The organism is Candidatus Litorirhabdus singularis (assembly GCF_026262625.1).
Classification (GTDB): Bacteria; Pseudomonadota; Gammaproteobacteria; order Pseudomonadales; family Halieaceae; genus Litorirhabdus; species Litorirhabdus singularis.
Genome location: NZ_SHNN01000001.1, coordinates 1515804 through 1532604 on the forward strand (window position 1 = coordinate 1515804; position 16801 = coordinate 1532604).

Genomic DNA, 16801 nt, shown 5'->3' on the forward strand with positions numbered 1-16801 from the left:
TCAGGCTTGGAGTTGCTTCCATGCCTGTATTTTTCGGTAAAGAGTGGACGGAGCTATCTCAAGCAGGCCTGCTGCGCGATTGACGTTATTATCGCAGGCTGCTATCGCGGCCTCGATGGCCTTTTTTTCCGTCACCCACAAAGGTTCAATTTGTTGCCGTCGAGCCAGGTGTGAGTATTCAGGGGCGACCAGCTTTGATACGGACGCGGTTGTGGCTGCACTTATGTCCGCCGGTGTCTGATTGATGCCGAGCGGGCCGCTGGTGATTGAGGTTGGCAGCGTTGCTTCAGTCACCAGTTGGCCATCATTCAGTACCACGACCTGTTGCATGGCATTCTGCAGTTGCCTCACATTTCCCGGCCAGGGGTAGCGACGAATCACCGCAGCTGCGTCCTCGGAAAATCCTTCGAAATGCTTGCCCGCCTGCTCGCCAAAGTGTTGCAGGAAGTGATTGGCAAGCATCAAGACGTCATCTTCACGCTCACGTAGTGGAGGCATGTGCAAAGGCACTACGTGTAAACGGTAGAACAGGTCTTCGCGAAAGCGACCTTCGCTCACCTCTGCAAGTGGGTTGCGGTTAGTCGCGCAAACAAACCTTATGTCGACTGTTTCAAGTGTGTTGCTGCCGACCTTGCGAAAGGTGCCGGTTTGGATGAAGCGTAAGAGCTTTTTTTGCAGCTCCAGGCTCATTTCACATATCTCGTCCAGAAAGAGTGTGCCGCCGTTAGCGATACTGGCTGCGCCCTCGCGATTGGCGCTGGCCCCGGTGAATGCGCCTTTGACGTGGCCAAACAGCTCGCTTTCCATCAGTTCACTGGGGATCGCGCCGCAGTTAATGGCGATGAACTCCGCGTCACGTCGCGGGCTTTGTTGGTGGATGCCCTCCGCAGCCAGCTCCTTTCCCGTTCCGCTTTCCCCAACGATGAATCCGGTAGCATCGCTGAGGGCGAGCGAGTCGATGGTTTTGTAGACTGACTGCATGGCCAGAGATTTGCCAATGAAGTTGCAATAACTGTCCCTCTCCAGTTGAGCCAATTCCTGCGCTCGCTTGCCTAGTTGTAACCGCGCCGCGGTGTTGTCCAAGGTTACTTTGAGGCGGGCGGCGTCGAATGGTTTTGTCAGAAAATCAGAGGCGCCTGCCTGAATGGCTTTCACAGCCATATCGGAAGTGCCAAAGGCAGTCATTACGATAACTTTCGGCGGATGTTCCTGACTGGCAGCTTCGGTCAGGAAATCCAAGCCATTACCATCTGGCAATTCGACATCCAGAAGCACAATGTCAGGTTGGAAGGCTGACAGCGCCGTGTGTGCCATGCCCAGCGTTTCAACAGATGCCAGGTGATAATCTGTATCTTGCAGATAGGCGCTGTAGATGGCCGATAGAGTTACGCTGTCTTCAACCATTAGTACTTTTATCGGGGTGCTCATTGGTTCCTCGCTGCGGTTCGAATGGAACCGGTTTTTTCCTATCTGCGTTTTCGGGTTAAACGCATGTCTATATGGTAGTCAACTATTGTGCCACCTCTCCCATTATGCGATTTACATTACCAGGAAGTTCTTATCTTATTGATAATTAAGGAAATATTACTTTGCTCGCGTGTGGTTGAGGGCGCCCAAGCAGAGGCTGCCAGGATTTATTGCCGCATAATTAGTCGCAAAACGCAATTCATAATGCGAAGATAGACTGAATGGCCTCTGCCCCGGAATATACAGGGTGCTAGCGATGGGCTTAGCAGGGCTGGCAACGGTGCATCTTCAGGTCAGCTATGGGGTTCATCAAAGCAGTGACTACCGTTGATGGCCCCAGTGTGAACTGCTGAGTTATTTGTAGTCGTGTCCCTCGGCGGCAATACTGGCGAGGAAGGTCTTGTCATCGATGAAAAGAACCTGCTCGCCCAATCCGGTCATATGGAACATTTGGCGCGCATTGGCGTTCGCGCCGCTGATGAGAATGGCGCCGCTGCGGCTGGCCTGCTGAGCGACTATCAACGGATGGAGCTCGGCGATTGCGGTGCTTTCCAGGAGTGTGACGTTGCGCAAATCAAGGATGCAGGTGCGGTTGCGTGTTGCGTGTTGCAGGCATTCGATAAAGCCCAGTGCTGTCAGGCCGTCGCCGCTGACGCGACCGGAGAGGAAGATCAGTGTCGTTTCGCTCATGACATAGCTCTTGCACCCGATCGTCTGCTGTTGGTTACCCTGTGGTGAGTCGGAAAGCGTGCTGAGGGTGTCACCGTTACCGTCTTCGCCGAGGACGTCCATGATACGAGACGCGGCCAGCTGGCGCTTTACTGTCTTGCTCATGCCCAGCATTGAGATGTCGTTTTGTGGGTCTTGCAGTAGTTGGGCAAGACGGAAAAACTCTTGCTGGCCGGAAGAGTGGATATGCTTCACCAGACTAAAATCCAACAAGCGTAGTGCGGTATTGGCATGGGCCCGTTGCAGTGAAGCGACCAGCTCCTCCAGGTAAGCAGCAGTTACCACAGCTGGCAGCTGCAATACCTCCAGCGACTGATTGCGTGAAGACCAGACTGAATTCCAGCGTATGCGGGGCGGTTCGTTATCCACTGCTACTTGATACAACAACTCTTGCTTGGCTCGGTAGTAGATTAGTGGCGCTGTGAGTACTCCCAGTTTAAACAGCCCGACCGCATAGCGTCGCCAAAGTCTCTGTGGATCTTGTGTGATGCGAAAGAGCCATTCCAGGTTGAGCTTCTGTATCCATGGGGGGGCGCGTTTGACCGAGCCGGTGATGAATTCGAATGTGCCGCCCACGCCTATAGCTACCGGTACTTCTAACTTATGGCGATTGCGGTTGAACCACAATTCCTGTTTCGGGTTACCCAGACCTACAAATAGAATGTCGGCACCCGAACTGTTGATTGTCTGCAGCACTTTGGCGTCATCCTCAGCGAAATCGACTAAAGAAGCGCCGTCAGTGTGTATGAAGGGCGCACAGGTGCCCGCGATCTTAAGTTTTGGATTGGCCTCCTGCAGTGATTCCGCTGCCGCTGCCGCCACACCTTCGCCACCGCCGAGTAGAAACAATGATAGGCCTTCGTCCGCCGCGCGCAGCGCCAGCGCTGGTGTGAGATCGGACCCGGTGACTCGTTGCTGCAGGGGTTTACCCATTATTTTGCTAAGTAAGATAATAGGAAAACCATCGGCTGTTACCATGTCGGAGGTGCGCAGTACGTTGAGTAGCTCCGGATGACGCGGACGGGAAAATGCATAGCCCAGTGAATTCACCAGGAAATCCACGTTCAGGGTAGAGACAAGGCGTGACTCACCATCGCGATTTTTTGCCATGTCTATAATGCGGTCGGTGGCCTGTCGCAGCGACAAGTTGTCCACAGGAATGCCCAGTGAATTGACGCAGTCGCGTGTCCGGGGGTAAGTGATTGTGCTCATATCAAATGTCTCCAAGTTAGGGACTGCAATGTCCCGCTAAAATTAGTGGCTGCCGGTTATGCGGTGTTAGATGCTTTGGCCGGGCAGCGGTAGGTTTGCGTAAGCAATATGTCCTTATGTGTCAGAGGACGATGCCGGCGAGAATTGCCGAGCGCACCAATGTGTCGACCCAGGTCTGCGCTTTCTCGGTACCGTTCATGCGGTCCACGTCCAGAGGTACATATATTTTCGCGCCGGGCATGACAGACTTTCGCGCCATGCGGGATGAATTACGGCTGCCTTTGTAGTTCATCACTTCGCCATTGGCCTGAATAACATAGGTATGCTTGAGCCGCCCCAGTGTTGTGTGGCCGCCACTCATATCGACATAGTCACTGATCTTGCGGTCCTCGTCGTACAGGTGCGAAGTGGGAACATAAACCTGACCCGCAACTTGTACATAATCAGGGGTATGCGGCACAGTGAGGATGTCGCCATCCTCCAGCGCGATATTGTGTTTGGCACTGCATGTCAGTGCGCGCTCCAGATCTATCACCATGCGACCATTTGCTGTGGCCTTTTCAAGCTGGCTTATGGCTTTCAGGTAATCCTGTTTACCCGCCCATTCCGACGGTGCTTTTTCAGTTTTATTGAAACCTTGAGAGAGAGATAGTTCTATCATCAGCTCGTCCAGTTGCCCGTGCAGCTCGTCCAGCGTTTCCTGCTGCATTTCGCGCACCGACCCGCGGGTAAACTCTGCGCCGAAGATATAGGCCTGTGGCGTTAGACCCTCAGCCCGCTGCATTACCTCACATAGGCTCTCGCCGCGGTTGATGGCATATACTCCTGGTCGCTCCACTTCGCCGATGAGAGTTACTGTGGCGCGCTCTACCCACCCTGATTTCTCTGTAAAAGTGAGCTGGTCCATCGGTTTGAGAAACGGATTCAGTTGGTCGTCGGTGTAGTGAACTAAATCGGCATCGCTGTCACTGGGGTTGATTTCTGTGGTCGACATTCTGCGCGTGAGGTCACACAGGCCCAGCAGTGTGCCGCTATCCAGATTGAGGTGCTCAATTGCGTTGTCGTCATCTGTGTAGCGCTGAACCCGCGAAAGCTCGGCGCCTAGGCCATAGGCTTTCCGGGTCAGGCCCTGCGCCGCGCAGAGTAGGTCGCTGGCGCGCATGCCGCGAGTCAAAGGGTATGTCCCGGAGTGCATAACTTCACCTTGTATCGTCACAAGTTGTTCGTCTGCTCCGTAACTTGCTTGCTGTCGCAGGAGGTCTATCTCATCATTTAGCAGCTCAGAGCGACTGCCCTTATCATCGAAGAAATACAATCTGTCGCCCGGCTCTATCGCCAAGTTTGCTGGCGATTCCGGGTTGGTGATTGCCGCGGCGATATTGAATGTGATGGCATCGATAGAGCGGCTCGGATGGCGGGTTCGCGCTATAACCCCATAGAACATGTCTGCGCCGGGTTTTAGGCCTCCGGCCAAAGCCATGACGTTGAGCAGGCGCGCGCCTTCCTGCAGCGGCAGTCGACCGTTGTAGCGCACCGCACCGCGGGCCTCTACTACCCGCGCTGGACGATAGTCGGTGGCCTGTACATCCAGCTCCCGCACAATATTAGCCAACTCATCTTCACGATTCTGGTCAAGCTTGAAAACGATCAATTGGTCTCGCGACTGCAGTCTAATGTCGTCCTTGCCGCCAGGAGTGGTTAGCGCAGCGACCAGGTCCACATACATGGCTTCTGTGCGCAGGGTGCGAGGGTTCTCGCGCTTGATCAGTAGGAAGTCGAGGTCGGCGCCTGGCTGTAGCTCATCGGCACCGGTGACAATATCTGATACGCGCATGCCAGACCTGAACTGATAGCCGCCGGGTCGTTTGACATGGCCAGACAGCAGTACCACGTCCGATAATTCGTCTTCCAGAGATAGGACCCTTAGGAGATCGCCCGTATAAACCTTGGTGTTCAGAATGGCCTTCTCGCCGGCGACCCCGCTCTTTGCGGAAAAATCGATTAGAGTGCGGGTGCCGCCCGACTGAATTCGCTCAATATGCGAGTGTGTCAACGAAGCGGTAGGCAGCAGCCCGCCGGACATCGCGATAACCTGTTCTACAGTTTGCTCGCCGCTCAATTCATAGATAGCGGGCCGCTGTACTTCGCCGCCTACATAGACGATTGGACCAATAGGCGGCACAAAAATCGTATCGTTGTGGGTCAGAAAGACTTCCTGGTCCATTCGCCCCCGCAGTAGCAAGTTATAGAAATCTAGTTTGGCGATGCGCTTGCCATTTCTGATGAGCTCAATATTGCGCAGCGAGCCTGTGTGGCGTATGCCACCCGTTGCCAGTAGTGCGTCTATGGTGGTGGAAAGTCCGCTTACGATATAGACTCCAGGCTGCATGACATCGCCAGCCAGGCGAATCTGAACGGTTCGCAACTGTCCCATGGTGACCACGGCTTTGACGCCAATCACGCGACTTTCAAAACCGCTGGTGATCAGTTCCTCTGCTTCATCAAAGGTCAGACCTGCCAGCTGCACGGGGCCGTACTCGGGTACCAGGATGTTACCGTCTCGCGTGACAACCAATTTGTACTCCACGTTCCGCTTGCCGAACAACTGCACGATAATGCTATCCCCGGGGCCAATCTGATAATTCAATGGCACCGGGATGCCTGCCAAGGGCGCATATGTGCTCGGCACACGGCCAAAGATGTCGTAGCCGAATTGCTCCAAATCAGAGTGCAGCACCTGATCTTGCTGCTTATCTTGCAAGCTTAATGGTCCACTTTTTTCATCTGCCATTTGCTCTAGCCTGGAGTCTTCGGTGTCGGTCAGAATGTTGGTGGCAGCTGCCGGTGGCTGTGTAAGGTCCGTTAGGGGATCATCCTGGCCGCTCGGGGCCGCTTGTGCGTAGGCGCGTTGCTGCACGGTCTGCAGAGACTCAATAAAGGGGAGGTAGGCGTCATTGACGCCAAAGGTCTGTACCGAGGTCATTGTGCATGCCAGATAAAATGCGCCTCGGGTTGCTCCGGCAAGCCGCAAGGTGAAGGGCGTGCTTTGTAGTGCAGTAAGCGCTAGTTTGTGGAACTGTTTCATGTAGCTGGCTCTGTCTTGATTGGTATCCCCTGTGTTATTGCAATAGCAATGCCAACAATGAGAACTAAATAATAGTCAATAAAAACAATTAGATAGAGTTCCTCTTATTATTCGAGTCGGGTGGTTTTGCAATGTGGTTCGCGAATTGCGAAAACTGATTTTTTGCGAATTGCGAAAATAGACTGTATCGGCACTGCAAGCTCGCTAGTCGCACAATGCAATAGCTGAAACCTATTGGCAGTTAAACTGAGGGAGCCTCAGTTATAAGGCAGGTAACGGTCGACCCATGGGGGCGGGTCTACCGAGAGCGATAGCAGTGACTGGATATCCTCGCCGTAGTGCTTGCGCAGTTGATCACTCAAGTGATCGGGTAAGGACATGGGGTCGCCGCTTTTGCGGACATTCCACTGCTCATATTGAAAGCGTAGGCGTCCGCGGTGGGCGTCGGGCAACAGTTGCCAGAGTCTGTATAGCAGCCCGCGATCGCGCAGCCAGCTGCGCACGGAATTTGGGACTCGATTACTGGCGCCGCCGCGATGGATGACTTCTCCCAGTGTGGGTGGACGAAAGCCAACGGGTAAACCAATGAACGCCAGCAGGCGATCGAGCGTGGCTGCCGGGTCGTTCTCCAGGTCCTCTGTGTAGAGCACCAGTAGTTGTTGGGGGCTAAAACAGGCGGAGAATTTTTTTAGAATGCGTCCGTATTCACTCCATGCTACGTAGAAATCTGCCTCGGATTCATAACCATTAGCGTGATCAGGCAGAACCAGCTCTTGCCCCTCTTTCGGTTCGGTGTTGGACAGCAGTGACGCGATGGCCTCGGAGAATTCTCGCTGCTCGGTATCTCGCCGTTGTCCCATGCGAAAGTGCGACCAGGTTCGCTGCATGGGGTCACGTAGAATGGCAACCAGCTTGGTATCAGGCATAAGCTTGTGTATGCGGGCGGCGGCATTGGGATCAGACATGTATTGGGGGGTGGCTTTGCCCCACAACTTTTCATTTTGCTCTGGGCCGAACTTGTCTTGCGCAAAAGCCTGCCAGTTCTCCGCTGAACAATCGTCGCCGGTAAAAAACGGTACCTCTTTCTCCAGTGGCATAGCGATGTCCGGGTGACTGCGCAAATGCTCGAACAGTGTGGTCGTGGCACATTTTTGTGCGCCGATAATCAGGAAGTCCAGTGGTTTCACGAAGTCTCTCTCATTGTAAGAAGATGGTGTCGCGCCAGTGCATACGAGGCGATATTTTTAAGTGCGATACTGCTGCTGAAAACACAGGCCAGGCCTGCAGCTCCGAATTCGGGTCCGACCCACAGACTGCCTCCCAGCGCTGCGAGCATTGCAAGCACCAGGGTCGAAAGCTCCTTTGCTGCTGCGCCGGCCATGTTGAGCATAACGCCCGACAGGCCAGTCACTGCGTTGATCAGATATCCGATGCTTAGTATCGTCAGATATATTCCAAGATCGCCAAATTCTTCACCAAACAATCCGGCCAGTGGGTTCGCCAGAGCGATCAGTGCAACTGCTACGGGCAGGAATACGGCGGTTGAAATCAGCTGGGTGCGGCGTAGCAGGCTGAGCATACCGGGAGCGTCATTTGCCGCCGCCTGACGCGCAAATACGGGGGCGAACACAGCTGCCAGTAACAGGAGTAAGGTAGTCACCACGTTGATTAATTTGTGGGCTACGGAAAACACTCCAATCTCTGCAGTGTCGACGTACAGGGGCATGACAACAAACGGTAAATGCATGAACCCGATACTGAGCACGCCGCATGCCCAAAGCGAAAGTAGCTCTCTGCGTACCGAGGTAGGTGACGTTTTTTCTTGTCTGTGCGGGGGCACGTCGGGTGGCAGTTGCGCCAGTTTTTGCCTGAGTCTGGAGTGTAACGCTAGTGGAGTGATCAGCAGGCTCAGGCTGAAAGCTGTTAGCAGCGTTATCGTTGTAAGCGCCTGCCCGGTAACCCAGCAAACGGCACAAACCAGTAGCAGTGCCATGGGTGAAGTCAGGCTTTCCAGAGTGACTGCCGCCAGTGCGGCTCCGGTCGCCTTTAGCGATTCGGCATACAACCTGACTAAGGCAAACAGTGGAGCAGTGAAGGCAACTCCCATAAGTAACCACGTATACTGCGTCGAGTTAGGCGGCTGATCCACGGGCAGAAACATAGCTAGCGGAATAGCGGCCAGAAGCACTAACAATAACCACAGACGCACTATTCTGCGGCGGGCATTTCTTAATAGCTGCCTTATAGCGTCACCCTGCTGTTCGCCGTAGGCGACCGATGCCATACGCATGGCTCTGGTGGGTAATCCCATTCCCAGTACTTCCCCTGCCAAGCATGTCCAGGAAGTAAATAACTGCAAAACGCCCAGCCCCCCCGCGCCTGCCATAGTACCTACCACCAGTTGGGCGGCGAATTGCGCCAGAATGGCGCCACCGCGACTGGCAGCAAGTTTGCACACGGGCAGGAACCGGCGTATCCGGCGCAGGGCGGACTGATCGATGGCGGGAGCAGCAACCTGACTGGCGCTCAGCTCAGCCAGCATGTTGTAAGTACCGTGCCTCAGGAACACCGTTGTCGGAGCCATTGTTACGTAAGCCCATGTCCAGGGTTCGATGCATCTGCTTAAACAGAGCGCTCCAGGTGTAACGCCGCCGTATGAGATCACGAGAATTCAGCTGCAGGCGCTGCCAGAGCTGCGGGTCAGTGAGCAGACGGTCCACAGCGTTGGCCATGTCATGGGGCTTGTCGGCGACCAGTAAATGTTTGCCGTGCTCCACATCGATACCTTCCGCACCCACGCTTGTGGTTACCGTCGGTATACCGCGCGCCATCGCGTCAAGCACCTTGACCTTCATACCACTGCCGAACAGCAGCGGTGCCACTGATACGCGGCTGTCACGGTAGATCTCTTGTAGGTCGGGAACAAAGCCTTTCAGGGAGATTCCCTCCCAATTTGCCGCAGCTGCCTGCAGACGTTGATCCGGATTCTTGCCGACAATATCAAAGCGCAGCTCGGGGTGGCGTTTGACCAGCTTTGGCCACACTTGCTCAATAAACCACAACAAGCCCTGGGCATTAGGCTCCCATCCCAGGAAGCCGACATACATAAGCTTCTTCGATGTTGCTGCATGGAGGAGGTCGGGCAGTTCCAGTTGTTGGTCGTCGCCGAGGTGGAAAGTCTGATGTAGTTTGGCGGCGTCGACTCCGAGGTCTGCTAGCTCACGAGCATCGTTTGGCGCAGCAAAGGTCAGGTCCGTCAGTTGCGCAACAGAAGTTTCATATTTCTTTACCCGTCTTGCTTCGAGCCAGGCTGCAAACCGCATAGCGGGATTTCCCGGGAGCTCGGCAAAGCGTTGCCACATTTTGAAGTACGCATTGTGCGCATGATAAACAGTGAGGCCATCGTAGGCGGGCGGCAGATAGGAAAATACCTCGTAGTGATCCAGAAATACGATGTCTTGCTCGCCGGCCAGCGCTGCGATGCCGGCCTGTAACTGTGGGCTGTGGCTGCGTAAGACGTTTAGCGGTATACGGCTGAGATAACTTCTGGCCAGATTGCCAAAGCTGCGTGGTATGTGCAGGGCATCGTGAAGATGATTACGGCAAGGTGATATGGTGTAGAACTCCTCCAGATAGCTGGCGTCTTCAAGCTTGAGCGGACAGGCAAGAGTGACTTCATAGCGCTCTGCTAATGTTTGCAGCAGTTTGAGGCTTTTCACCTTGCCGCCGCTTTGAGCGGGGAATGGCAGTTCTGGAGTGATAAACAGCAGCTTTTTCATCGGTTTTCTCGCACAGTGACTAACGTGATTGGAGGTAGTGCAGTGAACATGCCAACCACACAAAAACTCTCGACGAAATCGCTAACTTATTGAAAAATAATGCTTTTTTCTCCCTCCTAAGCATTCTGCGGTGACAATTTAGTGTCTGCGACGCTTGTCTTGGTGGCCATTTCCTAATTCAGCTCGCAAATTGAAACTCGTATCGCGAGTTACCGCTTGATGAATTTCCTTAGAACGTGAATTATCTATAAATATCAATGGCTTGGGGTTTTGGTGCGCGTATTGCAATACGATCTGTGAAGTATTAAATCTATTCTGTGGAGAAACCAATGCCTGCTTTATCGTCGCAAGAGAAAGACTACAAAATACGCCCGTCGGTCGGTGTGCGTGGTGCCGCTGCCAGAGTCTCTGGTGTAATTATTTATGAGCGCAGTAAGCGCTTTATTGATTGTCTGGTTGCGGGGTTGGGCCTGTTGGCCTTGAGTCCTTTATTTGCCTTGATGGCAATAGCTATCAAAGCCGATTCTCCGGGCCCCGTGTTGTTCTCCCAAACTCGATTGGGCCAGGGCGGCGCGCCGTTCAGGTGTTGGAAATTACGCTCAATGTTTTTGGACGCCGAGCAAAGCAAGCAGACGTTACTGACAGGTAATGAGATGGAGGGTGGCACCATTTTTAAGATAAAACAGGATCCGCGTATAACCCGCGTCGGTCGTTTTATCCGCAAGGCGTCAATTGATGAATTACCGCAGTTATGGAACGTATGGGTCGGTGATATGTCGCTGGTTGGTCCACGGCCACCCGTGCCGCAGGAAGTGGCCAATTACACCGCGTACGACAGGCAGCGATTGATGGTAAAGCCGGGCATCACCTGCATCTGGCAAGTATCAGGGCGCAGCGATATTCCTTTTGAGGATCAGGTGGCGCTTGATATCAAATACATTGGTGGGCGCTCACTGCTTACCGATGTGCGGCTTTTGTTGCGCACTATTCCTGCCGTCTTGTTTGCGCGCGGAGCCTACTAGTGTGCAAGCTATGGCGTTCAGTTCGCATAGACTGCGCGCTATGCCCGCCAGGTGTCGCGTCGTGCTATCAACGCCGTGGATTGGGTGGGGCAAGAAGCTGGCAGCAACCTGCCAATGGGTGGTAGCTCAAACCCGGTCAAGCCTATCTGCTGTCCAAGCAGGGTCAGGTTAGAGCGATCGAAGTAGAGTATACGAGCCCAAAGCCTTAGCTCTGTCTCAGATATTGGCTCAGCCGCACCTCCTCACCGTAGTCGTCGTAATCACCCAGTGTTCGGAGTTCGCGGAACCTACCCCAGTTGATAGTGTGGTAACGCGGTGGATGATCCTTGTCCACTGTGCTGTGCAGAGGCTCATAGTTGGCGCTGTAAGCGGGGTTGAGAAAAAACGGAGCACTGTAACGTGCTTCATTGCCGCTGCCAGCCACGCGGTGCAGGGGAGCTCTGTAACGATCGTTTGACCACACTTGGACAACGTCGCCCAGGTTGATGACAAGCGCGTCATCCTGCGCCGCTACGGGCACCCACTGTTCTTGCACGAAGACTTCAAGTCCAGCAACCTGATCCAGAGACAATACAGTCACTGCGCCTGAATCTGTATGCGGGTTAATGCCCAGTGCCGATTCTGTAGCTGCGCTCTCGCCGTGTTTGCCCGGGAAGTAGTTAAGGCGCAGAAAGCTGGTGTGCGAGGGTTGAAAACTGCGTAGCAGCAGGCCAGGTTTTGCGCCAAGATTATGGCCAATGGCTTCCACAAAGACAAATGCCAGGCGCTCGCAGGCGGCATAATGCTCTAGCATGGCTGACTTGAAGCCCGGTGCCTGATGCGGCCATTGTGGGCGCTGGGTGGCGCCATCTGCCGGGCCGTAATCAAATACCTGCTTGCGATCAATCTCGTTGCCGGTGCGCTCCTGGTCATAGTAACCCCAGGGGTTTTCCTGGCTGCGTGATATAGCCAGTTTGCTGGCTTGGGGTTGTGCAAAGAAATTGCGCATCTCATCATGCACTGCGCTGATGCCCTCAGCCTTTATGCCATGCCCTACAACCTGAAACAGTCCCCAATGACGGCAGGCTTCATCTAGTGCGTGCAGCGTCTGGCGACTGCCAATATCCTTGAGGTCGATAACTGGAATATTGGTGTTCATCGTGTGCTCTTCTCTGGGTCTGCTTGCGCGGTCTGTCACCCGAATTGTCCTGTTGATGGGGTGCAGAAGCAAGCACATAGCAGGTCTGAGCTATTGCTCATGCCAGCCATCGAAAAGAGATATTATAGAGTCTGAAGCTCGGTACGTGTCAGCCCGACTGCAGCGTGATTATCAGGTTCGCTGTAGCCGAGCTGGATTTATTTACGGTGAGTGGGTTGCCCGCCTAAAAAGCCCAGCGAACTGTGGCAGTCATCGACATTCTCTCGAAGTCACTCCGATCTTCGTAATCGTAATTGAGGTAGATGTCGACTGTGTCGGTGGCGTGCAACTCGACACCAATGCCAGCATGGAGAATGAGCTCTTCAGGCTCTGCACCTGTTGTAACGAAGCTTGGGCCACCGCCGACGAAGGTGGAAGACAACGCCACATTATCCGTCATCGTGTCATAGCCTACTCCCACGTGGGCACTGATAGACGAGCCCTGTTCATCGAGCGCGTAGGACACACGGCCATCAAGGCCCAGCACCAGCGCATCAAGGTCGTTGCCGTCAACTGCCAGATTCAGCGAGTCCGCATTTTTCTCCGTGTAAGCATCCTCATCGATAGTGGTATAGGTGGCGCTTATTATGGGTGTGACTGTCAGCCTGTCGTATCTGAAGTCGCGCCCTAATCCGGCAAACGCGCGTCCATACCAGCTGTCATAGCTGCCCTCGGCCGTGCGGTCAATCTCGGCGAACCGGATTCTACGCTTTGACTCTGACTCGCTGCTGCCTGCCACGCCGATGAAGTCCATGAACACGTTGTCGCTGATGTTCCACTCTGCGTAGAGTGATAGCTGCATGCTGTCGACGTCCAGCTCATGGTTCAGCAGACTTGAGTTATCCTCAACTTCCGCTTCCGAGTAGCCAATCGCGCCGCCAAGCAGCCATGAATCATTAATTTGCTGGTCGTAGCCGATAATCAGCCCATGGTTGTCCACGTCATATCCTGGAACATCGCCGACGTCATCCTGCTCTCCACTGCTACCAAAAGGTCTGATCCACAGGTTTCGACCATTCATTAGCTCGTCGCCTGCGGCCATGCCCTGACGTGCGGCGACCCGGTTGATAGTTGCATCAGTCAACAAGTTGAGTGACAGGTTGACCATCTGCGAACTCTGCCCAACGAGTACCGGCACCAGTTGTGCTGTTGCAGCGCTGACTTCCTCGAGGGTCTCAAGAGAGCCCAGTTCATCAATTACAGCTGCCATGTCGCCGCTTGGGTTATCCTCGATAATGACGTCCAGAGACTCCGCCGCGCCCAATGCCCAGCTGGGACCGGTTTGGATAATCGCATCGGCCACGAATAGGCCGCGCTCTACCTCAATATCGATGTTGTTCTCGCCGTCATTGACCGCAGTGAAATTCCAGAAGGTGGTGTCATCGGTCACGGTCAGGGTATCGGTTATCAGCGTACCTGCCGAGATGACGTCCTGAATCACTTCCTGGTCCGCCAGACCATCATCCGGGTCGACGATGAGCGACAGCTCGCCGCTGGCCGAGAGATCGGCGGTACCGGCCACCGTCAGCTTGCCGTAACCGCCATCACTGGCATCCAGCACGCCAAGTTCCAACACGCCATCTGTACCCTGGGTGTAGTCCCCGCCGACAAAGCCGGTAACACCAGCCGGAATGCTAACAGTGCCGGTATTGCTCAGGGATGTGCCGTTCAGGTTCAGGTCTCCCTCAAGGCGACCGCTGTTACTGACGTTGCCGCCCATACCCATATCGATATACATGGAGAAGGCGCCCTCTCCAGAGGAGGCGATGATAGAGCCGCTGTTGCTGAGGCTGGCGCCGCTTTCCATTTGCCCGACATAGATGCCCGCCGTACTTGAGTTGCCGCTACCGGACCCGGTGACACTGATGGTGCCACTGTTTTCAACCGCGCCAGCTGCAGCCAGTGTCGATTCGATAAGAATACCGCCAACAGCAGCGCCGCCAGTGCCAGAGACTGTGATATCCAGGGTGTTGGATACCGAGCCTTCCATATAGCCGTCAACCCTCATGCCTGCTGCTGTTGCCATGGTGCCGTTGGCAGCAGCCACAATGGTGCCACTGTTGATAACACTGGCACCGGCTTCGATGCTGTCGACGTAAATACCGGCAGCCATGGTTGCGGCAGAGGCTGTGGTGGCGCCACCGCTGGCCGACACTGAAATCGAGCCGCTGTTCTCCACACTGCCGGTGGCGGCCAGGGTGCTGTGGATCAGCATGCCGTAGGCTTCTGCTTCCCCGGCAGCGACAGCCGTTGCGCTGATGCCACTGGAATTGAGTATAGTGCCCTCCATTGCGCTGTCGATATGCAGGCCGAAGGCGTCAGCCTCACCGGTGCTTGAGGTCATGGAGACCGTGATAGTGCCGGCGTTGACGACTGATGAATCGGCCCCCATAGCGTCGACTTCAATGCCTGTCGCCTCACCGGAGGCACCGCTGCCGGTGGCGCTGATGGTGCCAGCTTCGGTATTGGTCAAGCTGGCGTTGAGCATGGTTTCGACGTAAATGCCGCGTGCCTCCGCATAGGAGCCGGCCTCGGTTACGGTGGCGGCAGCGGTGATAGTTCCGCTGTTGGTCAGCGAGGAGCCATCCGCTAGGGAGCTTTCGATAGTGATGCCTTCAGCCGTGGCATCGTCGGTGCCGTTCGCGGTCACGGTCAGTATGCCGCTGTTGCTGAGTGTGCCCTCCAAACCACTATCGAGGTCGATACCGTAGGCCTCGGCATCGGTGGCACCGTTGGCAGTCACCGTGATAGTGCCGTCATTGCTCAAGGTACCCTGCATATCGCCGTCAATGTACAGACCCCAGGCACTGGCCGACTCAGTGGCTGCTGTGGCCAGTACTGTAATAGTACCCGCATTGGTCAGGGTTGAGTCCATATCCATGGTGCCTGATACCAGTGCGCCGGTAGCCGACACATAGTCGCCGCTGGCGGTAGCAGTAATAAGCCCGGTCTCTGTGTTGGTAAAGCTGGCGCCTTCCATGTCGTAGATATAAACGCCAGCCGCCTCTGCTTCGCCGGTGACGGCGGTCGCCTCCGATGTGATCGTGCCTGAGTTGGTCAGCTGCGAGCCGCTGTACATGGTGGAGCTCAAATAGATGCCGGTAGCACTGGCAGATGTCTGGCCGTTGGCCTCGGCGCTGATCGTGCCGCTGTTGGTGATGCTGCCTTCCATGTAATCGTCAACATAGATACCGACCGCCTCGGCGTCCGCAGTGGTTGCGTTGGCCGTTCCGGAAATAGTGCCATGATTGGTGATCGAGCTGGTATCGTCGATGGTGTAATACACCATTACGCCGGTAGCAGACGCAGATTCCCCGCTGGCAGTAGCGTTAATCTGTCCAGTCTCGGTATTGGTGAGGCTGGCACCTTCCATGTCATAGATATAAATGCCAGTGGCCTCAGCGTCGCCGGAGACCACGGTCGCCTCCGCTGTGATCGTGCCCGAGTTGGTTATTTGCGAGCCGCTGTACATGGTTGAACTTATATAAATACCAGTAGCACTGGCAAATGTCTGGCCGTTGGCCTCGGCGGTGATCGTGCCGTTGTTGGTGATAGTGCCTTCCATATAATCATCAACATAGATGCCCGCCGCTTCGGCTGAGGCAGTGGTCGCGTTGGCCGTTCCGGAGATGGTGCCGTTATTGGTAATCGAGCCGGTGGGCGTCATGGTGTAATACACCAGCACACCGTGGGCAGTGGCGGACTGGCCAGTCGCGGTTCCCTGGATGATGCCATCTGCGGTATTGGTCAGGGTGCCTTCGAGGTCGTGATCCAGATCCACCCCATACGCCTCCGCACCGCCGGCACTAGCTGTGGCCTCGGCGGTTACCGTACCGCTATTGGTAATGCTGGAGTTTTCGGTGACATCATCGGCGATGTAAATACCCGCTGCCGAGGCGGTAGTACTGCCGTTTACCGTGCCAGTAATGGTGCCACTGTTGTTGATGGTGCCGTTAAAGTCCCCATCTACCCCGATACCGCTGGCGTCAGTGGTGCTGGTGGCACTGACGGTGCCTTCGTTGGTTATCGTGACGTTGGTGCTGGCCGAATCGACGCTGATTGCGCTGGGGCCGCTGCTGACCACGATGGAGCCGGATGAGGTTACCGTCACCGAATCGCTACCAGTCAGGTTACATGCCATGGTGCGCGTGCCCGTTACATTGCCCGGGCAGGCGCCCATTGCGCCCGTGGCGCCGAGACTGGCGCCTGCCAGTGCCACGGCGTTATGCATGACTGCTCGCTTCCATTTGGCCGGGAGAGACTTGTTTGATCGTGTTTGCCTAGCGCTTTTGCTGACTTTTTTGGTGGACATTACTTTTTCCCCTGGGGT

General features: G+C 55.1%; 9 protein-coding genes. 1 reads left to right on the top strand and 8 read right to left on the bottom strand.

Annotated features, from left to right (window positions below; all coding sequences use genetic code 11):
- The 6 genes from EYC98_RS06815 to EYC98_RS06840 form a co-directional block, all read right to left on the bottom strand.
- The gene (locus EYC98_RS06815) at positions 1 to 1428 is read right to left on the bottom strand and encodes a sigma-54-dependent transcriptional regulator (RefSeq protein ID WP_279244564.1); all 1428 of its coding nucleotides are present in this window, start codon (positions 1426 to 1428) and stop codon (positions 1 to 3) included.
- A gap of 393 nt (positions 1429 to 1821) precedes the next feature.
- On the bottom strand, positions 1822 to 3408 hold the full coding sequence (locus EYC98_RS06820; RefSeq protein ID WP_279244565.1) for a WecB/TagA/CpsF family glycosyltransferase: 1587 nt from the start codon (positions 3406 to 3408) through the stop codon (positions 1822 to 1824).
- A 121-nt stretch (positions 3409 to 3529) separates the two neighbouring features.
- The gene (locus EYC98_RS06825; protein ID WP_279244566.1) at positions 3530 to 6493 is read right to left on the bottom strand and encodes an SLBB domain-containing protein; all 2964 of its coding nucleotides are present in this window, start codon (positions 6491 to 6493) and stop codon (positions 3530 to 3532) included.
- A 257-nt stretch (positions 6494 to 6750) separates the two neighbouring features.
- Positions 6751 to 7680: a sulfotransferase gene (locus tag EYC98_RS06830; protein ID WP_279244567.1), complete on the bottom strand. Its 930-nt coding sequence runs from the start codon at positions 7678 to 7680 to the stop codon at positions 6751 to 6753.
- Positions 7677 to 9035 (bottom strand): lipopolysaccharide biosynthesis protein, encoded by a 1359-nt coding sequence (locus EYC98_RS06835; protein WP_279244568.1) that lies wholly within the window; start codon positions 9033 to 9035, stop codon positions 7677 to 7679. The genes EYC98_RS06830 and EYC98_RS06835 overlap by 4 nt, the downstream gene beginning before the upstream one ends.
- Positions 9025 to 10272 carry a glycosyltransferase gene (locus EYC98_RS06840; protein WP_279244569.1) on the bottom strand — a complete coding sequence of 416 codons (1248 nt, stop codon included), beginning with the start codon at positions 10270 to 10272 and terminating at the stop codon, positions 9025 to 9027. The genes EYC98_RS06835 and EYC98_RS06840 overlap by 11 nt, the downstream gene beginning before the upstream one ends.
- Before the next feature lie 329 nt (positions 10273 to 10601).
- Between EYC98_RS06840 and EYC98_RS06845 the strand changes: the two genes are divergently transcribed.
- Positions 10602 to 11294, top strand: coding sequence for a sugar transferase (locus tag EYC98_RS06845; protein ID WP_279244570.1), 693 nt, complete (start codon positions 10602 to 10604; stop codon positions 11292 to 11294).
- A 205-nt stretch (positions 11295 to 11499) separates the two neighbouring features.
- Here the strand turns inward: EYC98_RS06845 and EYC98_RS06850 are convergent, their stop codons facing one another.
- Positions 11500 to 12432: an isopenicillin N synthase family dioxygenase gene (locus EYC98_RS06850; RefSeq protein ID WP_279244571.1), complete on the bottom strand. Its 933-nt coding sequence runs from the start codon at positions 12430 to 12432 to the stop codon at positions 11500 to 11502.
- A 223-nt stretch (positions 12433 to 12655) separates the two neighbouring features.
- Positions 12656 to 16702 carry an autotransporter domain-containing protein gene (locus EYC98_RS06855; protein WP_279244572.1) on the bottom strand — a complete coding sequence of 1349 codons (4047 nt, stop codon included), beginning with the start codon at positions 16700 to 16702 and terminating at the stop codon, positions 12656 to 12658.
- Positions 16703 to 16801 lie beyond the last annotated feature (99 nt).